This is a genomic window from Microbacterium sp. H1-D42 (assembly GCF_022637555.1).
Lineage (GTDB): Bacteria > Actinomycetota > Actinomycetes > Actinomycetales > Microbacteriaceae > Microbacterium.
In genome coordinates, this window is the sequence record NZ_CP093342.1 from 2,589,761 (window position 1) to 2,604,489 (window position 14,729).

Consider the following 14,729-nt stretch of genomic DNA (forward strand, 5'->3'; position numbering starts at 1 on the left):
AGACCCTCGCCCGAGCGCCACTCCGGTCGCAATTTCTCCCGCCGTCTCGGCGCGCAGCACTGTTCCGGTCGCAATTTCTCCCGCTCAGCAGGCTGCGAAGCGGGAGAAATTGCGACCGGAACGACAGGTGGTGGGCGCATGACCTCACCGCTGCTCATCGAGCGCCGGGCCGATCGGGTCATCGCGACGCTGAACCGGCCCGAGAAGCGCAACGCGATCGATCAGCACACGATCGACGCCCTGCACGCCCTGTGCGCCGAGCTCGAGGCCGAGCCGCGCACGCTGATCCTCGCGGGCAGCGAGCAGGTCTTCGCCGCCGGTGCCGACATCGCCCAGCTGCGCGAGCGGCGAGCCGACGATGCCCGAAACGCCATCAACGCCAGCGCGTTCATCCGCATCCATGAGCTGCCGATGCCGGTGATCGCAGCCGTCAGCGGCTATGCCCTCGGAGGCGGCGCCGAACTCGCGTATGCCGCAGACCTGCGCATCGCCGCGCCGACGCTGAAGATCGGCAACCCCGAGACCGGGCTCGGCATCATGGCGGCGGCCGGGGCGACCTGGCGCCTGCCCGAGATCGTCGGCCACGCACGCGCGAGCGAGCTGCTGCTCACCGGACGGGTGCTCGGCGCAGACGAGGCACTGGCCTGGGGGCTCATCTCGGGCATCCACCCCGCCGAGGAACTGCTCGATGCCGCCCACGCGATGGCCGACCGCATCGCCGCGAACGACCCACTCGCGACACAGCACACCAAGCGGGCGCTGCGCGCGCCCCGACACGAGCACCCCGACATCGAGCGCGAGCTGCAGGCCGAGCTGTTCGAGAGCACCGAGAAGATGCGCCGGATGACCGAGTTCCTCGAGCGGAAGGCCCAGCGATGAGCGAGCACGTGGGCGTCCTCGGCGGTGGGCGGATGGGCGCCGGCATCGCGCACTCGTTCCTGCTCGCAGGCGCCAGGGTGTCGGTCGTGGAGCGTGACGACGCGAGCGTGGATGCTGCCGTGGCGCGCATCGGCGACAGCATCCGACGCTCCGCCGAGCGCGACCCGGATCTCGACCCCGATGAGACCGCCTCGCGGCTGCGCGTCGGCATCGATGTCGGCCTGTTCGCGGATGCGAATCTGGTGATCGAAGCCGTCCCCGAGGACCGCGGGCTGAAGCAGGAGGCCCTCGCGCGCGTCGACGCCGTGCTCGGAGAAGCTGCGGTGCTGGCATCCAACACCTCGTCGATCTCGATCGACGACCTCGCCGCGACGTTGCGCGACCCGGCGCGCTTCCTCGGGCTGCACTTCTTCAACCCGGTGCCCGCGTCGGCGCTGGTAGAGATCGTGCGCGGCTCCGCCACCGCCCCCAGTGTCATCGAGGCGGCGCGCTGGTGGGTGCAGTCGCTGAATAAGACGCCGATCGTCGTCCGCGACTCCCCCGGCTTCGCGTCGTCGCGACTGGGAGTGATGCTCGGGCTCGAGGCGATCCGGATGCTGGAAGAGAGCGTCGCCTCCGCGGAAGACATCGACACGGCCATGACGCTCGGGTACCGGCATCCGATAGGCCCGCTGCGCACGACCGACATCGTCGGACTCGATGTGCGACTCGGCATCGCCGAAGAGCTCGCCCGAGAGCTGGGCGACCGCTTCGCCCCGCCGGAGCTGCTGCGCACGATGGTCGCCGAGGGCAGACTGGGTCGCAAGTCCGGCGAAGGCTTCTACAACTGGAACGAGGAACGATCATGACCGAGATCCTGCCCAGCTACGTTCAGGGCGAGTGGTGGACGCCGGCCTCTGCCGAGGGCGCGACCCCGGTGCGCGACGCCTCCACCGGCGAGGTCATCACCCACGTCTCGACGCAGGGCCTCGACCTGGCCGCCGCACTCGAGTACGCGCGCACCACCGGCCACGAAAGCCTCGCCGCGCTCACCTTCCACCAGCGCGCGCTGCTGCTCAAGCAGTTCGCGCTCACCCTCACCGAGCGCAAGGCCGAGCTGTACGCGATCTCGGCCCGCACCGGCGCGACCAAGGCCGATTCGTGGGTCGACATCGACGGCGGGATCGGCGTGCTGTTCGCGTACTCCGGCAAGGGGCGCCGCGAGCTGCCGAACAGCCACGTGTACGTCGACGGCCCTGTGGAGCCGCTGTCGAAGGACGGCTCCTTCCTCGGCCGCCACATCTACACGACCCTGCCCGGCGTGGCCGTGCAGATCAATGCGTTCAACTTTCCGGTCTGGGGTTCGCTCGAGAAGTTCGCGCCGGCGTTCCTCGCCGGCATGCCGACACTCGTCAAACCCGCGACCCCCACCGGCTACCTCGCCGAGGCGATGGTGCGCATCCTCGTCGAGTCGGGGCTGCTGCCGGCCGGGTCGCTGCAGCTGGTCAGCGGCAGCGTGCCCACACTCTTCGACCACCTGCGCCTTGGCGATCTGGTCGGCTTCACCGGCAGCGCCTCGACAGCCGAGAGTCTGCGTAGCAGGCCAGCTGTGCAGACTGGCGGCGTGCGCTTCACCGCAGAGACCGACTCGATCAATGCATCCGTTCTCGGTACCGATGCCGTCGAGGGAACACCCGAGTTCGACGCGTACGTGCGCCAACTCGTCGTCGAGATGACCACCAAGGCCGGGCAGAAGTGCACCGCGATCCGCCGGGCGATCGTGCCGGCGGCGTCGGCCGACGCCGTGATCGACGCCGTGCGCGCCAGGCTCGACGCGAAGACCGTGATCGGCGACCCCCGCGCCGAGGGCGTGACGATGGGACCGCTCGCCTCGACGGCGCAGCGCGATGAGGTGCAGCGGCAGGTGCAGAAGCTCGTCGACGGCGGCGGCCGGATAGTGATCGGCTCGACCGACGCACCCTCGGTGCGCCACCAGGACGGCACCACCGGTGCTGCGCCCGAAGGCGCGTTCGTCTCGCCCGTGCTGCTGCGCTTCGACGACGCCGATGCCGACGCCGTGAACTCCGTCGAGGCGTTCGGCCCCGTGTCGTCTCTGATCACCTACGACACCGTCGCGCAGGCATCCGACATCGTCGCGCGCGGCGGCGGCTCGCTCGTCACCAGCATCGCCACCCACGACCCGGCGCAGGCGGTCGCCCTCGCGACGCGCATCGCGCCGTTCAACGGTCGGATGCTGCTGCTCGACCGCGACGGCGCCCGAGCCTCCACCGGGCACGGCTCGCCGATGCCAGGACTCGTGCACGGCGGGCCCGGTCGCGCCGGCGGCGGTGAGGAGCTCGGCGGCATCCGCGCCGTGCTGCACCACATGCAGCGCACGGCCGTGCAGGGCTCCCCCGACATGCTCACCGCACTGACCGGCATCTGGCATGCGGGTGCCGCCGCGCACGCGGGCGAGCGGCATCCGTTCCGCAAGTCGCTCGCCGAGCTGCGCATCGGCGACCAGATCACATCGGATGCCCGTGAGGTGACACTCGACGACATCGAGACCTTCGCGCACTTCACCGGCGACACGTTCTATGCGCACATGGACGAGGAGTCCGCTGCGGCGAATCCGTTCTTCCCCGGCCGCGTCGCACACGGGTACCTGCTGGTGTCCTGGGCCGCCGGCCTGTTCGTCGATCCAGAGCCGGGGCCCGTGCTCGCCAACTATGGCCTCGAGAATCTGCGGTTCATCACTCCGGTCTCGCCTGGCGACAGCATCCGCGTCGATCTGACGGCCAAGCAGATCACCCCGCGAGAGACCGACGAGTACGGCGAGGTGCGCTGGGATGCCGTGATCCGCAACCAGAACGACGAGATCGTCGCGACCTACGACGTGCTCACGCTGGTGAGCAAGGAGCCCGTCCCGTCGCCCGGCGAGCCGCAGTCAGAAGCCGTGAGCGCATGAGGCCGATGATGCAGCGCGACGCCGCCTCGGCGATGCTCGGCATGCAGGTCGATGCCGATGAGCCGGGGCGCGCCATCGTGTCGATGACGGTGCGCGACGACATGCTCAACGGCTTCGCGATCACCCACGGCGGGCTCGTGTTCGCGCTCGCCGACACCGCCTTCGCGATCGCCTGCAACGAGGACGAGCGCGTCACCGTGGCATCCGGCGCCGACATCACGTTCCTGAAATCCACGCATGCAGGTCAGGTGCTCACGGCCACCGCCGTGCGCCGCATCGTCAGCGGCCGAAACGGGCTGTATGACGTGACCGTGCGCGATGAGGCCGGCGACGTCGTCGCGGAGTTCCGCGGACGCTCGATCACCACCAATCGCTCCGTGCAATAGCCCTTCACCCACGCACCCGAACCGACCCCCGGAGAACCGATGTCGACGAAGACCGGACCCGAATCCTCCACGCTGGACGCCGCAGAGCGCCTGACCCGACCCGAGCTGGAGGCGCTGCAGCTCGAACGACTGCAGTGGACCGTGCGGCACGCGTACCAGAACGTGCCGCACTACACGCGCACGCTCGATGAGGCAGGTGTCTCACCAGACGACATCCGCTCGCTCGACGACGTGCGACTTCTGCCGTTCACCACCAAGGAGGACCTGCGCGCGAACTACCCATTCGGCATGTTCGCCGTGCCGATGGAGCAGGTGCGCCGCGTGCACGCCTCATCGGGCACGACCGGGCGGCCGACGGTGGTCGGCTACACCGAGAACGACCTGTCGAACTGGGCAGACCTCGTCGCCCGCTCGCTGCGCGCCTCTGGCATCCGCCCCGGCATGAAGGTGCACAATGCCTACGGCTACGGGCTCTTCACCGGCGGGCTCGGCGCGCACGCCGGCATCGAACGGCTCGGCGCGGTCGTGATCCCGATGTCGGGCGGGCAGACCGCGCGGCAGGTGCAGCTGATCCAGGACTTCGAACCGGATGCCATTCTCTGCACGCCCAGCTACCTGCTGACGATCGCCGACGCCATGGAGGCCGCCGGCATCGACCCGGCATCGACGTCGCTGAAGATCGCGGTGCTGGGTGCCGAGCCGTGGACGAACGAGATGCGAGGGGAACTCGAGCGTCGCATGGGAATCGACGCGCTCGACATCTACGGACTCAGCGAGGTGATGGGCCCTGGCGTCGGCAACGAGTGCGTCGAGACGAAGGACGGCCCGCACATCTGGGAGGACCATTTCCTGCCGGAGGTGGTGGATGCTGACGGACAGCCGGTTGCGGACGGCGAAGTCGGCGAGTTGGTGTTCACCTCGCTCACCAAGGAGGCCTTCCCGGTGCTGCGGTACCGCACCCGCGACCTCACGCGGCTGCTGCCTGGCACGGCGCGGCCCGCGATGAGGCGGATGGAGAAGGTGACAGGACGCAACGACGACCTGATCATCCTGCGCGGTGTGAACATCTTCCCCACCCAGATCGAGGAGCTGGTACTCGGCATCGAGCAGCTCACCCCGCACTTCGTGATCGAGCTGACCCACCAAGGGGCGATGGATGCCATGACCGTGCGCATCGAGCGAGACCCGCACCTGCCAGCGGAGGTCTGCGAGGCCGCGACGGTCGTGCTGGCGCAGCGGATCAAGACGCACATCGGCTCGACCGTCGCCGTGCACCTGGAGGAACCGGGCGCGCTGCCGCGCAGCGAGGGCAAGTACAAGCGGGTGTACGACCTGCGGTGACACCGCCACGAGAGTAGTTTGACCGCCTGATCGGGACTACGGGCGTGCGGGGCAGATCACCGTTGCGTGACCACCTTCTGATGACGATCATGTTCGGCAGGTTGAGTACTGTTCCGAGATGCTGCCTGGAGGCTCAGCCGGGGAGAGCATGCCCGGCTGTTTGCCCGCCACCACAGAGGTCGACGGCGTTGTGGCTCCGGTCTGACTTGTGGAGAATGGGCTGATGAACCAACTTTTCGGCGGTGCTGCACTGGTTGCCGCGATCGCGCTCTGCATCGCAGCCGCAGTCGGTAGATGGCTGCCACCGAGAGCCGTCCCGGAATACTCGGCCGCACTCGTAGTCTGGTGTCTCCAATTGTTCGTGTCGATGGCAGCCGTCTTCTGGGTCGGGTTCCTCGGAATCTCTACCCCGCATTGCTCCCCGAACTGCGAGTGGGATCTTCTGGGCAACAATTTCCAAGGATTCATGATCGCTTCCGCGCTGATCCAACTCGCCAGCATCGTGGTCATCGTCTTGTTGCGCGATCGGCAAAGAGTCTGGGTAGTCCCACTTGCTTCGATAGTTCTCGTCATCGTGTTGTGCGGTGCCTCATCCGTCATCGCCTACAAAGCGATGCTGTTCTTCTGAGCCGTCCCAGCGCGCATGACGGGTGGCAGGCCAGACGAAGAGCCTCGGCGTCACATCACGCGCAACGCCGGGTGGCGGGCATCGACGCAGTCACCTACGTTGAAACGCAGGTGGGTCAACACCGAGGCCGAGTTCTACTGATCGGAGATCAATGAGGTTTCGCAGGTGTCGGCTCGCTTTCGTCGCCGTCCTTTCCTTGGCTCTCTGCGGGTGCGCTCCCGCGGCTGACCCGGGGAACTCCTCAACGGCGGCTGAAGACTTCGTAGAAATGGCCATCTCCGAGACGTGCGCCGAAGAATCCGGACTTCAGTGCATCCTTGTCGCTGGTGACTACGTCATGCGCCCCTCCTCTTTCGAACGTGCCGCAGTAGCTGACGCCGCAGCGAGCGACGGTCAGCAGCAGAATGCCGTCGACATCACATTCACCACTGAGGGTGCAGCAGTCTTCAACGACCTCACTGGCCAAGCAGCCCAGGCCGGAGCTGAATCCCGTCTTCTCATCAAGTTCGGCGACGAAGTGATTGGTGCAATCGTCGTGATGGAAGCTCTACAAGGCGACCAAGTCACCATCGCGGTCCCCTCCGAACACACTCCCCAGGAAGTGCTCGAGCTACTGCACGGCACCTGATGCTTGTCGGAGCTCATGCGAGTTTGACGGGTTGTCGCCTCGAGCCAGTCAAAGCCCTCGCCGCTTCGCGATTGCGGTGACCGCGTGCGAATGCCGCTCCGGCACTCCCTTCTGGCTCGTGCCACAAACGATCGTTTCCTGCGGTCGGGATGTGGACTCGGAAATCCAGCCGCCATCGGTGTTCACAACCGCCAAACGGCGAGGGCTTTCGGTTGCCTCGCGAGCAGTCGAAGTCGACAAGAGATGCGCTTACGCGTCGATCCACACAGTTGCGTTCACGTCAGCCAACCGCTTGAGGGTTGTCGCGGAGATCGTTTCGGCGCCCCGGCCCAACGTCATGAAGAGACGGACGAACGCCTCGGGATGGTGCAGTGCATCGCGGGGCGTCGATTCTACGAGTTCAAGGAAACTGTTGATCGTGGCGTCGAGTTTGTCAGCCCGCGATGCCGAGGATGGTTCTTCGAACGTCTCCGTGCCGAGATCATAGAAGAACTCGGCTCCCGGTGCGGGCGAGGGGTGCAGATACTGCACGAGGTTTTCGATGGGCGCCGCGGTGCCAATTGTGAAGCTGACGATCACATGGCCGAAATTGTCCGGGTCGACATCTGAATCGTGTGTCACGTGGCGATTCTCGCACGGCCGCAGTGGACTATCCAGCAATTGAGAAGCCGACAGAACGAGTGCGGCGCGCACGAGAAGACGTTCGGCGACACGACGGCGAGCTACCGAAACCGATGGTTTTTGGTGGGACCGTGCCTGGACGCGGAACCGGTCGTCGCTAACGTCGTCTGGAACAAACCTCATGGCAAGTGGGTCCGGCAGACAATCACGGTCTGGGTCTGTCTCTGTCCATCGATCTGATCGACAGGCGAGGGTGATGCGGCGCGAGCGACCGCCAGTCCATTGGTGGGCGGAAGCTGCCTCAAATCTCATGGAACTAGAAGTAGGCAGGACTCACGGGGCGCTTGGGGCAATCTCAGTGATGACAAGCGAATCGTTGATTTTGTCACGGCCGTCCGCATACACAAGGTTCACTTCAACATCGGCCGGCAAGATCTCCTGAACTGCCCTGGCAACGTCCACCCGTGACGGATCATCCGCAGGCAGGTCCTTGCTGGTGACGACCTCGATGGTGCACTCGACATCGCCGAACACAACATCCGGGACACGGACTTGGGCGAGATAAGCATCGTCGCCGTAGCGTTTCACGACAAGCTTCTCGACCCGCTCGGACATCGTCCTGCACTCGATTAGGACGACGCTTTCCCGGGTGTCCAGCAGTAGGAAGTCTTGATCCGTCGCATAAAAGAGGGTGACCTCGACACCGCTGCTGAACGTCTCTTCCAGAAGCGCCTGCAGTCTATCCCGCAGTTCAATTCGGGTTTCGTCGTCGACTGCGACGTCTTGGCCCGTGAGCACATCAAAATTGCACCAGACGGTATCGTCCTCTCCGGCCCACAGGTTGTCGATCTGAGGCGTCTCCCCATAGGCAGCTTGTGTAGCGTCTTGAATCTCTTCGGAGAAATCTGTGCATTCCGCGATCATCGCGTATTCACCCCATTGCATGCACCCGGAAGTGCTCAATGCTGCGAGCAGGATCGCCAACAGCAGAGGAGCGCGATATCGTCGCATGCTCACAATCTACCTGGGACCTAGCGATCGGCGGTTTCTCGTAGTGTCTTAAACCGGGTCGTCTTTTCCGACATGACGTCCGACGGCACACGCCAGCCGCCGAAACGATCGTTTGCGGCGGCAGGCGACCTCAGCACCACGCGCACACGGTAAGCCAGTAAGACGCCTGACGAAACGCCGTGCCGCAACACGTCCCCTCACCCCCGCAGCGCCAACACGAACGGCAGCACCTCGCTCGCGCCGGCGCGGCGCAGCTCGCGGGCCGCGACAGTGAGCGTCCACCTACTGTCGGCCTGGTCATCGACGAGCAGCACCGGGCCGTCCGGCAGGTCGAGACCGTCGGCTGTGAAGCGGTCCCAGAGACCTGCGAGCCGGAAGACGCTGTTGCCGCCTGGCTGGCCGCTCGGGCCGCCGTTCGCGAATTCGAGCGAACCCAGATAGGGCAGTCGGCCGATGTCGGCGATCCCCCGCGCCAGCGAATCTACGAGCAGTGGATGCGAGCGCGAGGGCATCCCGATCACGGCGACCGGCCGCCGCTCCCAGCCCCAGTCGGCGAGAACGCGCACGCAGGCGCCGAGCACCTGTGGTGACACCGGCGCATCAGGAGCGCCCGCAGCGAACAGTTGTCGCAGCGTGCCGCCCCAGCCGAGATCCGTGAGCCGGGCCAGAGCCCGCCCCTCGCCCGCCTGTTCTTCGGCGGGAATGCGTCCCTTGACCGGCACGCCCACTCGATCCGCCCCGGTCGGCCACTGCTTGCGCGCCTCGATCGGAACGCCGACCCGGTCGAGAGACTGACCGGCGGCATCCGTCGCCGCCCCGCCGATCTCACTCGGGAACCACACGCCGGCGCAGTTGTCGCACCGACCGCACGGCACCGCGGTGTCGTCGTCGAGCGAGCGCTGCAGGAACTCCATGCGGCAGCCGTCGGTCTGCTCGTAGTCGATCATGTGCTGCTGCTCGGCCCGGCGTTCGGCGGCGATGCGCTCGTAGCGCTCGGCGTCGTACGTCCACGCCTGGCCTGTGGCGACCCAGCCGCCCTGCACGCGGCGCACCGCGCCGTCGACGTCGAGCACCTTCAGCAGCAGTTCCAGCGGTGTGCGGCGGATGTCGACCATCGACTCCAATGCGGGCGTCGAGATGGGCGAGTCGCCCAGGGCCCTTATGACGCGCTCGGCGCGCTCCCGGTCGGGCATGGATGCTGTCGCGAAGTAGTGCCAGATGTCACGGTCCTCCGTGCCAGGCAGCAGCAGCACATCGGCGCTCTCGCTGGCACGGCCGGCACGACCGACCTGCTGGTAGTAGGCGACCGGCGATGAGGGCGCGCCGAGGTGCAGCACGAACCCGAGGTCGGGCTTGTCGAATCCCATCCCCAGCGCGCTCGTGGCGACCAGCGCCTTCACCTCGTTGCGCTTGAGTCTGCCTTCGAGATCGGTCCGCTCATCGGTGTCGGTCTGCCCGGTGTAGGCGTGCACCTCGTGTCCGTGCTCGCGCAGCAGCCGTGCGGTGTCGACGGCGGCGGCGACGGTGAGCGTGTAGATGATGCCGGATCCGGGCAGGTCGGTCAGGTGGCTGAGCAGCCAGGCGAGGCGCTGCGCAGATCCGGGCAGCCGCAGCACGCCGAGACGCAGCGAAGCACGGGCGAGTGGGCCGCGGATCGTCAGCACACCAGCATCCGCCGCCCCAGCACCCGCCGCCCCCAGCTGCTCGGCGACATCGGCGACTACCCGGCTGTTCGCGGTCGCCGTCGTGGCGAGCACCGGCACCTCGGGCGGCATGGCGGCGATGAGGTCGCGCAGGCGCCGGTAGTCGGGGCGGAAGTCATGGCCCCAGTCGCTGATGCAGTGCGCCTCGTCGACCACCAGCATGCCCATCCGCTGCACGAGCGTCGGCAGCTGCTGCTCGCGGAACGACGGGTTGTTCAGCCGCTCCGGCGACACCAGCAGCACATCCACCTCGTCGCGGTCTAGCTGAGCGAGCACATCGGTCCACTCATGAGCGTTCGTGGAGTTGATCGCCACCGCCCGTACCCCGGCCCGCTCCGCCGCTGAGATCTGGTCGCGCATCAGCGCGAGCAGCGGCGAGACGAGCACGGTGGGCCCTGCGCCCTGCCGCCGGAGCAGCAGCGTCGCGACGAAGTACACCGCCGACTTGCCCCACCCGGTGCGCTGAACGACCAGCGCGCGCCGCCGCCCCTCGACCAGCGCCTCGATGGCCTCGTATTGGCCGTCGTGGAAGTCCGCGTCCGATCGCCCTACGAGTTCACGCAGTGCTCCGAGCGCGGCGGTGCGGGTGTCGACGAGTTCCATGGCATCCACTCTGCCTCACGCCGCCGACGCTGACGCGTGCCGACAATCAGCTGACCCATGTCCAGGTTACTTTCGGTATCCTGGTTGCATGGGTGAGGTTCTGGACACCGAGCTGTGCACCACGTCGGATCGTGCGTGGACAGTTCTCGGCAAGCGATGGAGCGGGTTGATCATCGACCTGCTGCTGCAGCGGCCTGCCCGTTTCAGCGAGCTCGAGCGTGGCGTGCCCGGCCTCTCGAAGCGCGTGCTCGGGGAGCGCCTTCGCGAATTGGAAACACTCGGACTCATCGTGCGCCACGTCGATCCTGGTCCGCCGATCACGTCGACGTACGCTCTCACTTCCCGTGGCGAGGCGCTTCGCCCTGCGCTGGATGCACTGCGCGCCTGGGCCTCTGAGTCCCCGTCCGCCGAAGAAGTCTGAGCCGCCAAGGTCACTGCCGCGCCCGATCGCGCTTGCAGGGGCCGCGCAGCAGAAGGGGCGACACGGTCGTCCGACCGGTCGCCCCCTGTTCTGGTTGATGTCAGGACTTCATCGAGTCCATGACCTCCTGCGTGCGCTCGACCTCCTGAGCCTTCACGTGGCTCTCGATGAGCAGCTGGTACGCGGGGAAGATGTTGGTGTAGATCTGCGCCCACTCCATGGCGTCCTCGCGGTTCCAGGTGATCTGCAGCTCTGAGACCACTGCGGCGATGTCCATCGGGACAACACCGGCCTGAACGATGCGCGCGAGCGTGATCTCCTCCGCCATCTTCGAGTACGTGCCCGAGGCGTCGACGACAGCGAACACCTGGTAACCCTCGGCCAGTGCGCTGATGGCTGGGAACGCCATGCAGACGCTCGTGATGGTGCCGGCGATGATGAGCTGCTTCTTGCCGGTCGCCTTCACCGCGGCGACGAAGTCCGGGTTGTGCCAGGCGTTGATCTCGCCCTTGCGTCCGATGTACTGCGCGTGCGGAGCGTTCTCGTGGATCTCGGGAATCAGTGGACCGTTCGGCCCCTGCGGCACAGACGCCGTGGTGATCACCGGCACATTCGACAAGGTCGCCATCTTGGCCAGGGCCGCGGCGTGGCGGCGGAGCGTGGTCATCGGCATGTCCTTGACGGTCTGGAACAGGCCGCTCTGGTGGTCGATCAGCAGCAGGACTGCGTCCTCAGGGTTGATCACAGGCAGTGCGCCGTCGAAGTTTGCGGGACCGGTGGAGGTGGTCATGAGGTTCCTTTCCATTGTAAGGTGACGATATGTAACCTCGTTCTGATTTATAACCTACATGATGATTCAGGCACCGGGTCGCACGCGGCGGAACAGGCCGTATTGCGACCGTCCCGTCGTCGTGCGAGAATTACCGTACGATCGGTCAGTAAAGCCGATGAGTCCCGCATGTCCAGGAGTCGATGATGACCAGCCCCGCAGACCTGTCGCTCGTGCAGAGCGACGACGCCGACGCGCAGACGCGCTTCGACGAACTCGTCGCGCACGAGCAGCGCATCGAGCCGCGCGATTGGATGCCAGAGGCGTACCGCAAGACGCTCATCCGGCAGATCTCGCAGCACGCCCACTCCGAGATCATCGGCATGCAGCCGGAGGGCGACTGGATCACCCGGGCCCCGAGCCTGAAGCGCAAGGCCATTCTGATGGCGAAGGTGCAGGATGAGGCCGGCCACGGTCTGTACCTCTACTCCGCCGCGCAGACCCTCGGCATCACCCGCGACGAGATGATGGACCAGCTCATCACCGGCAAGGCCAAGTACTCGTCGATCTTCAACTACCCCACCCCCACCTGGGCCGACATGGGTGCGATCGGGTGGCTCGTCGACGGCGCCGCGATCGTCAACCAGGTGCCGCTGTGCCGCGCCTCGTACGGGCCCTACGGTCGCGCGATGGTGCGCGTCTGCAAGGAGGAGTCGTTCCACCAGCGGCAGGGCTTCGAGATCCTGCTGCAGCTCATGCGGGGCACCGACGAGCAGCGCGCAATGGCGCAGGATGCCGTGAACCGCTGGTACTGGCCGAGCCTGGCCATGTTCGGCCCGCCCGATGACGAGTCGCCGAACTCGGCGCAGTCGATGAAGTGGAAGATCAAGCGGTTCTCGAACGACGCCCTTCGACAGCGCTTCGTGGGGATGCTGGTGCCGCAGGCCGAGATCCTGGGGATCACGCTGCCCGATCCGAAGCTGCGCTTCGACGAGGAATCAGGTCAATACGAGATGGGTGAGGTCGACTGGGACGAGTTCTATGAAGTGCTGCGCGGCAACGGGCCGTGCAACGCCGAACGGGTCGAGCGCCGTCGCACGGCGCATGAAGACGGCGCGTGGGTGCGCGAGGCGGCAGCCGAGTACGCGCGCAAGCAGTCGCTGCGCGCGAAGGAGGTGGCGTGATGGATGCTGAGATCTGGCCCCTGTGGGAGGTCTTCGTCCGCGCGAACCGCGGCCTGAACCACGTGCACGTCGGCTCGCTGCACGCGCCGGACGCCGACATGGCGCTGCGCAACGCCCGCGACTTGTACACCCGTCGCGGCGAGGGGGTGTCGATCTGGGTGGTGCCGTCGGATGCCATCACGACGAGCGACCCTGATGACAAGGACGCCTTCTTCGAGAGCCCCACAGGCAAGAACTACCGGCACGCCGTGTACTACACGGCCTCCGAGGGGGTGCCGCACCTATGAGCGCCCCTGTCGGGAACAAGAACGTCATTGTCTCGGTCGACCAGCTCAACCTGGCATCCGAGCTCTCTGGCGGTGACGCCAGCGCGACCTCAGCCGACGTCGCGGAGTACGCGCTTTGGCTGGGCGACGACGCACTGATCCTCTCGCAGCAGCTCGGCGCATGGATCTCGCGCGCTCCGGAGCTCGAAGAGGACGTGGCGCTCGCGAACATCGCCCTTGACCTGCTCGGCCACGCCCGCTCGCTGCTGCGCTACGCCGGCACCTGGGACGACCGCACCGAGGACGACCTGGCGTATCTGCGCGATGAGCCCGAGTTCCGCAGCGCATGGCTCATGGAGCAGCCCAACGGCGACTTCGCGCAGACCATCGCCCGCCAGCTGTTCGCCTCGGCCTACATGTTCGAGCTGTACACGGCGCTGCGCGCCTCGACAGACGAGACCATCGCCGCCATCGCCGCGAAATCCCTCAAAGAGGTCGACTACCACCGCGATCACGCCGTGCAGTGGGTACTGCGTCTGGCCGGCGGCACAGACCTGTCACGCGAGCGCATCATCCGCGCGATCCATGACGTGTGGCCGTACATCGACGAGCTGTTCCGGGACGAGCCGCTGATCGACCGACTCGGCGATGCCACTGTGCGGCCATCCGCGCTGCGCGCCGGCTTCGACGCCGTGATCGACGAGGTGTTCCGCGAGGCGGATCTCGAGGCGCCGACGATCGCCGCCTCCCGCGGCGGCGGCCGACATGGCGCGCACGCCACGCCGATGGGGCACCTGCTGGCCGAGATGCAGGTGCTCGCACGACGGCATCCGGGGGCGATCTGGTGACCACCACGACGACTCGCGAGCGCCGCGCCTGGCAGGTCGCGGCGACAGTCACCGACCCCGAGATCCCGGTGCTCACCATCGAGGATCTCGGCGTGCTGCGCGCCGTGCACGTGGCAGAGGACGAGCGCATCGTCGTCGACATCACGCCGACATACAGCGGATGCCCGGCGATGGACGCCATCCGCGACGATGTCGTGCTGGCGCTGACGCACGACGGATTCGCCGACGTCGAGGTGCGCACCGTGCTCTCCCCCGCCTGGACCACCGACTGGATGAGCGACGACGGCAAGCGCAAGCTCACCGAGTTCGGCATCGCACCGCCCAGCGGGCGTGCCGCCCATCAGGGCCCGGTGCGCCTCGCCCTCAGCATCCGATGCCCGCAGTGCGGCTCGCTCGACACCCGCGAGATCTCGCGATTCGGATCCACCTCGTGCAAGGCGCTCTACGAGTGCCGCGCCTGCCTCGAGCCCTTCGACCACTTCAAGGTGATCTGA

The 14,729-nt window shown here is 66.8% G+C and carries 16 protein-coding genes; 12 read left to right on the forward strand and 4 right to left on the reverse strand.

What is annotated here, in order from left to right; translation table 11 throughout:
* The first annotated feature begins 138 nt into the window (after positions 1-138).
* From MNR00_RS12400 to MNR00_RS12430, 7 genes are all read left to right on the forward strand, one after another.
* On the forward strand, positions 139-879 hold the full coding sequence (locus tag MNR00_RS12400) for an enoyl-CoA hydratase/isomerase family protein (RefSeq protein ID WP_241926227.1): 741 nt from the start codon (positions 139-141) through the stop codon (positions 877-879).
* Positions 876-1,727 carry a 3-hydroxyacyl-CoA dehydrogenase family protein gene (locus MNR00_RS12405; protein ID WP_241926228.1) on the forward strand — a complete coding sequence of 284 codons (852 nt, stop codon included), beginning with the start codon at positions 876-878 and terminating at the stop codon, positions 1,725-1,727. Before MNR00_RS12400 ends, MNR00_RS12405 begins: the two co-directional genes overlap by 4 nt.
* Positions 1,724-3,826: a phenylacetic acid degradation bifunctional protein PaaZ gene (gene paaZ, locus MNR00_RS12410; protein WP_241926229.1), complete on the forward strand. Its 2,103-nt coding sequence runs from the start codon at positions 1,724-1,726 to the stop codon at positions 3,824-3,826. Before MNR00_RS12405 ends, paaZ begins: the two co-directional genes overlap by 4 nt.
* A gap of 5 nt (positions 3,827-3,831) precedes the next feature.
* A complete protein-coding gene (gene paaI, locus MNR00_RS12415; protein WP_241926230.1) occupies positions 3,832-4,212 on the forward strand; it encodes a hydroxyphenylacetyl-CoA thioesterase PaaI in 381 nt (126 codons plus the stop codon).
* A gap of 39 nt (positions 4,213-4,251) precedes the next feature.
* Entirely contained in the window at positions 4,252-5,553 is a 1,302-nt protein-coding gene (paaK, locus tag MNR00_RS12420; RefSeq protein ID WP_241926231.1) for a phenylacetate--CoA ligase PaaK, read from the forward strand.
* 223 nt (positions 5,554-5,776) lie between these two features.
* A complete protein-coding gene (locus MNR00_RS12425; protein WP_241926232.1) occupies positions 5,777-6,181 on the forward strand; it encodes a hypothetical protein in 405 nt (134 codons plus the stop codon).
* A gap of 268 nt (positions 6,182-6,449) precedes the next feature.
* Entirely contained in the window at positions 6,450-6,809 is a 360-nt protein-coding gene (locus tag MNR00_RS12430; protein WP_241926233.1) for a hypothetical protein, read from the forward strand.
* A gap of 249 nt (positions 6,810-7,058) precedes the next feature.
* On the opposite strand, the gene MNR00_RS12435 is transcribed toward MNR00_RS12430, so the two are convergent.
* The 3 genes from MNR00_RS12435 to MNR00_RS12445 all read right to left on the reverse strand — a co-directional run bounded on the left by MNR00_RS12435 (position 7,059) and on the right by MNR00_RS12445 (position 10,747).
* On the reverse strand, positions 7,059-7,430 hold the full coding sequence (locus tag MNR00_RS12435; protein WP_241926234.1) for a hypothetical protein: 372 nt from the start codon (positions 7,428-7,430) through the stop codon (positions 7,059-7,061).
* Between the two features lie 333 nt (positions 7,431-7,763).
* A complete protein-coding gene (locus MNR00_RS12440) occupies positions 7,764-8,441 on the reverse strand; it encodes a hypothetical protein (RefSeq protein WP_241926235.1) in 678 nt (225 codons plus the stop codon).
* 197 nt (positions 8,442-8,638) lie between these two features.
* Complete coding sequence (locus MNR00_RS12445) at positions 8,639-10,747, reverse strand: RecQ family ATP-dependent DNA helicase (RefSeq protein ID WP_241926236.1); 2,109 nt, start codon at positions 10,745-10,747, stop codon at positions 8,639-8,641.
* A gap of 88 nt (positions 10,748-10,835) precedes the next feature.
* On the opposite strand from MNR00_RS12445, the gene MNR00_RS12450 reads away from it, so the two are divergent.
* Positions 10,836-11,168 carry a helix-turn-helix domain-containing protein gene (locus MNR00_RS12450; protein WP_241926237.1) on the forward strand — a complete coding sequence of 111 codons (333 nt, stop codon included), beginning with the start codon at positions 10,836-10,838 and terminating at the stop codon, positions 11,166-11,168.
* A 100-nt stretch (positions 11,169-11,268) separates the two neighbouring features.
* Here MNR00_RS12450 and MNR00_RS12455 read toward each other — a convergent pair whose 3' ends face one another.
* Positions 11,269-11,958: a hydrolase gene (locus MNR00_RS12455; RefSeq protein ID WP_241926238.1), complete on the reverse strand. Its 690-nt coding sequence runs from the start codon at positions 11,956-11,958 to the stop codon at positions 11,269-11,271.
* 185 nt (positions 11,959-12,143) lie between these two features.
* Between MNR00_RS12455 and paaA the strand changes: the two genes are divergently transcribed.
* The 4 genes from paaA to paaD are packed head-to-tail and all read left to right on the forward strand — an operon-like array spanning position 12,144 to position 14,729.
* Positions 12,144-13,121 carry a 1,2-phenylacetyl-CoA epoxidase subunit PaaA gene (paaA, locus tag MNR00_RS12460; RefSeq protein ID WP_241926239.1) on the forward strand — a complete coding sequence of 326 codons (978 nt, stop codon included), beginning with the start codon at positions 12,144-12,146 and terminating at the stop codon, positions 13,119-13,121.
* Positions 13,121-13,408, forward strand: coding sequence for a 1,2-phenylacetyl-CoA epoxidase subunit PaaB (paaB, locus tag MNR00_RS12465; RefSeq protein WP_241926240.1), 288 nt, complete (start codon positions 13,121-13,123; stop codon positions 13,406-13,408). Before paaA ends, paaB begins: the two co-directional genes overlap by 1 nt.
* Positions 13,405-14,235 (forward strand): 1,2-phenylacetyl-CoA epoxidase subunit PaaC, encoded by an 831-nt coding sequence (gene paaC / locus MNR00_RS12470; protein ID WP_241926241.1) that lies wholly within the window; start codon positions 13,405-13,407, stop codon positions 14,233-14,235. Before paaB ends, paaC begins: the two co-directional genes overlap by 4 nt.
* Positions 14,229-14,729 (forward strand): 1,2-phenylacetyl-CoA epoxidase subunit PaaD, encoded by a 501-nt coding sequence (paaD, locus tag MNR00_RS12475; protein ID WP_241928844.1) that lies wholly within the window; start codon positions 14,229-14,231, stop codon positions 14,727-14,729. The genes paaC and paaD overlap by 7 nt, the downstream gene beginning before the upstream one ends.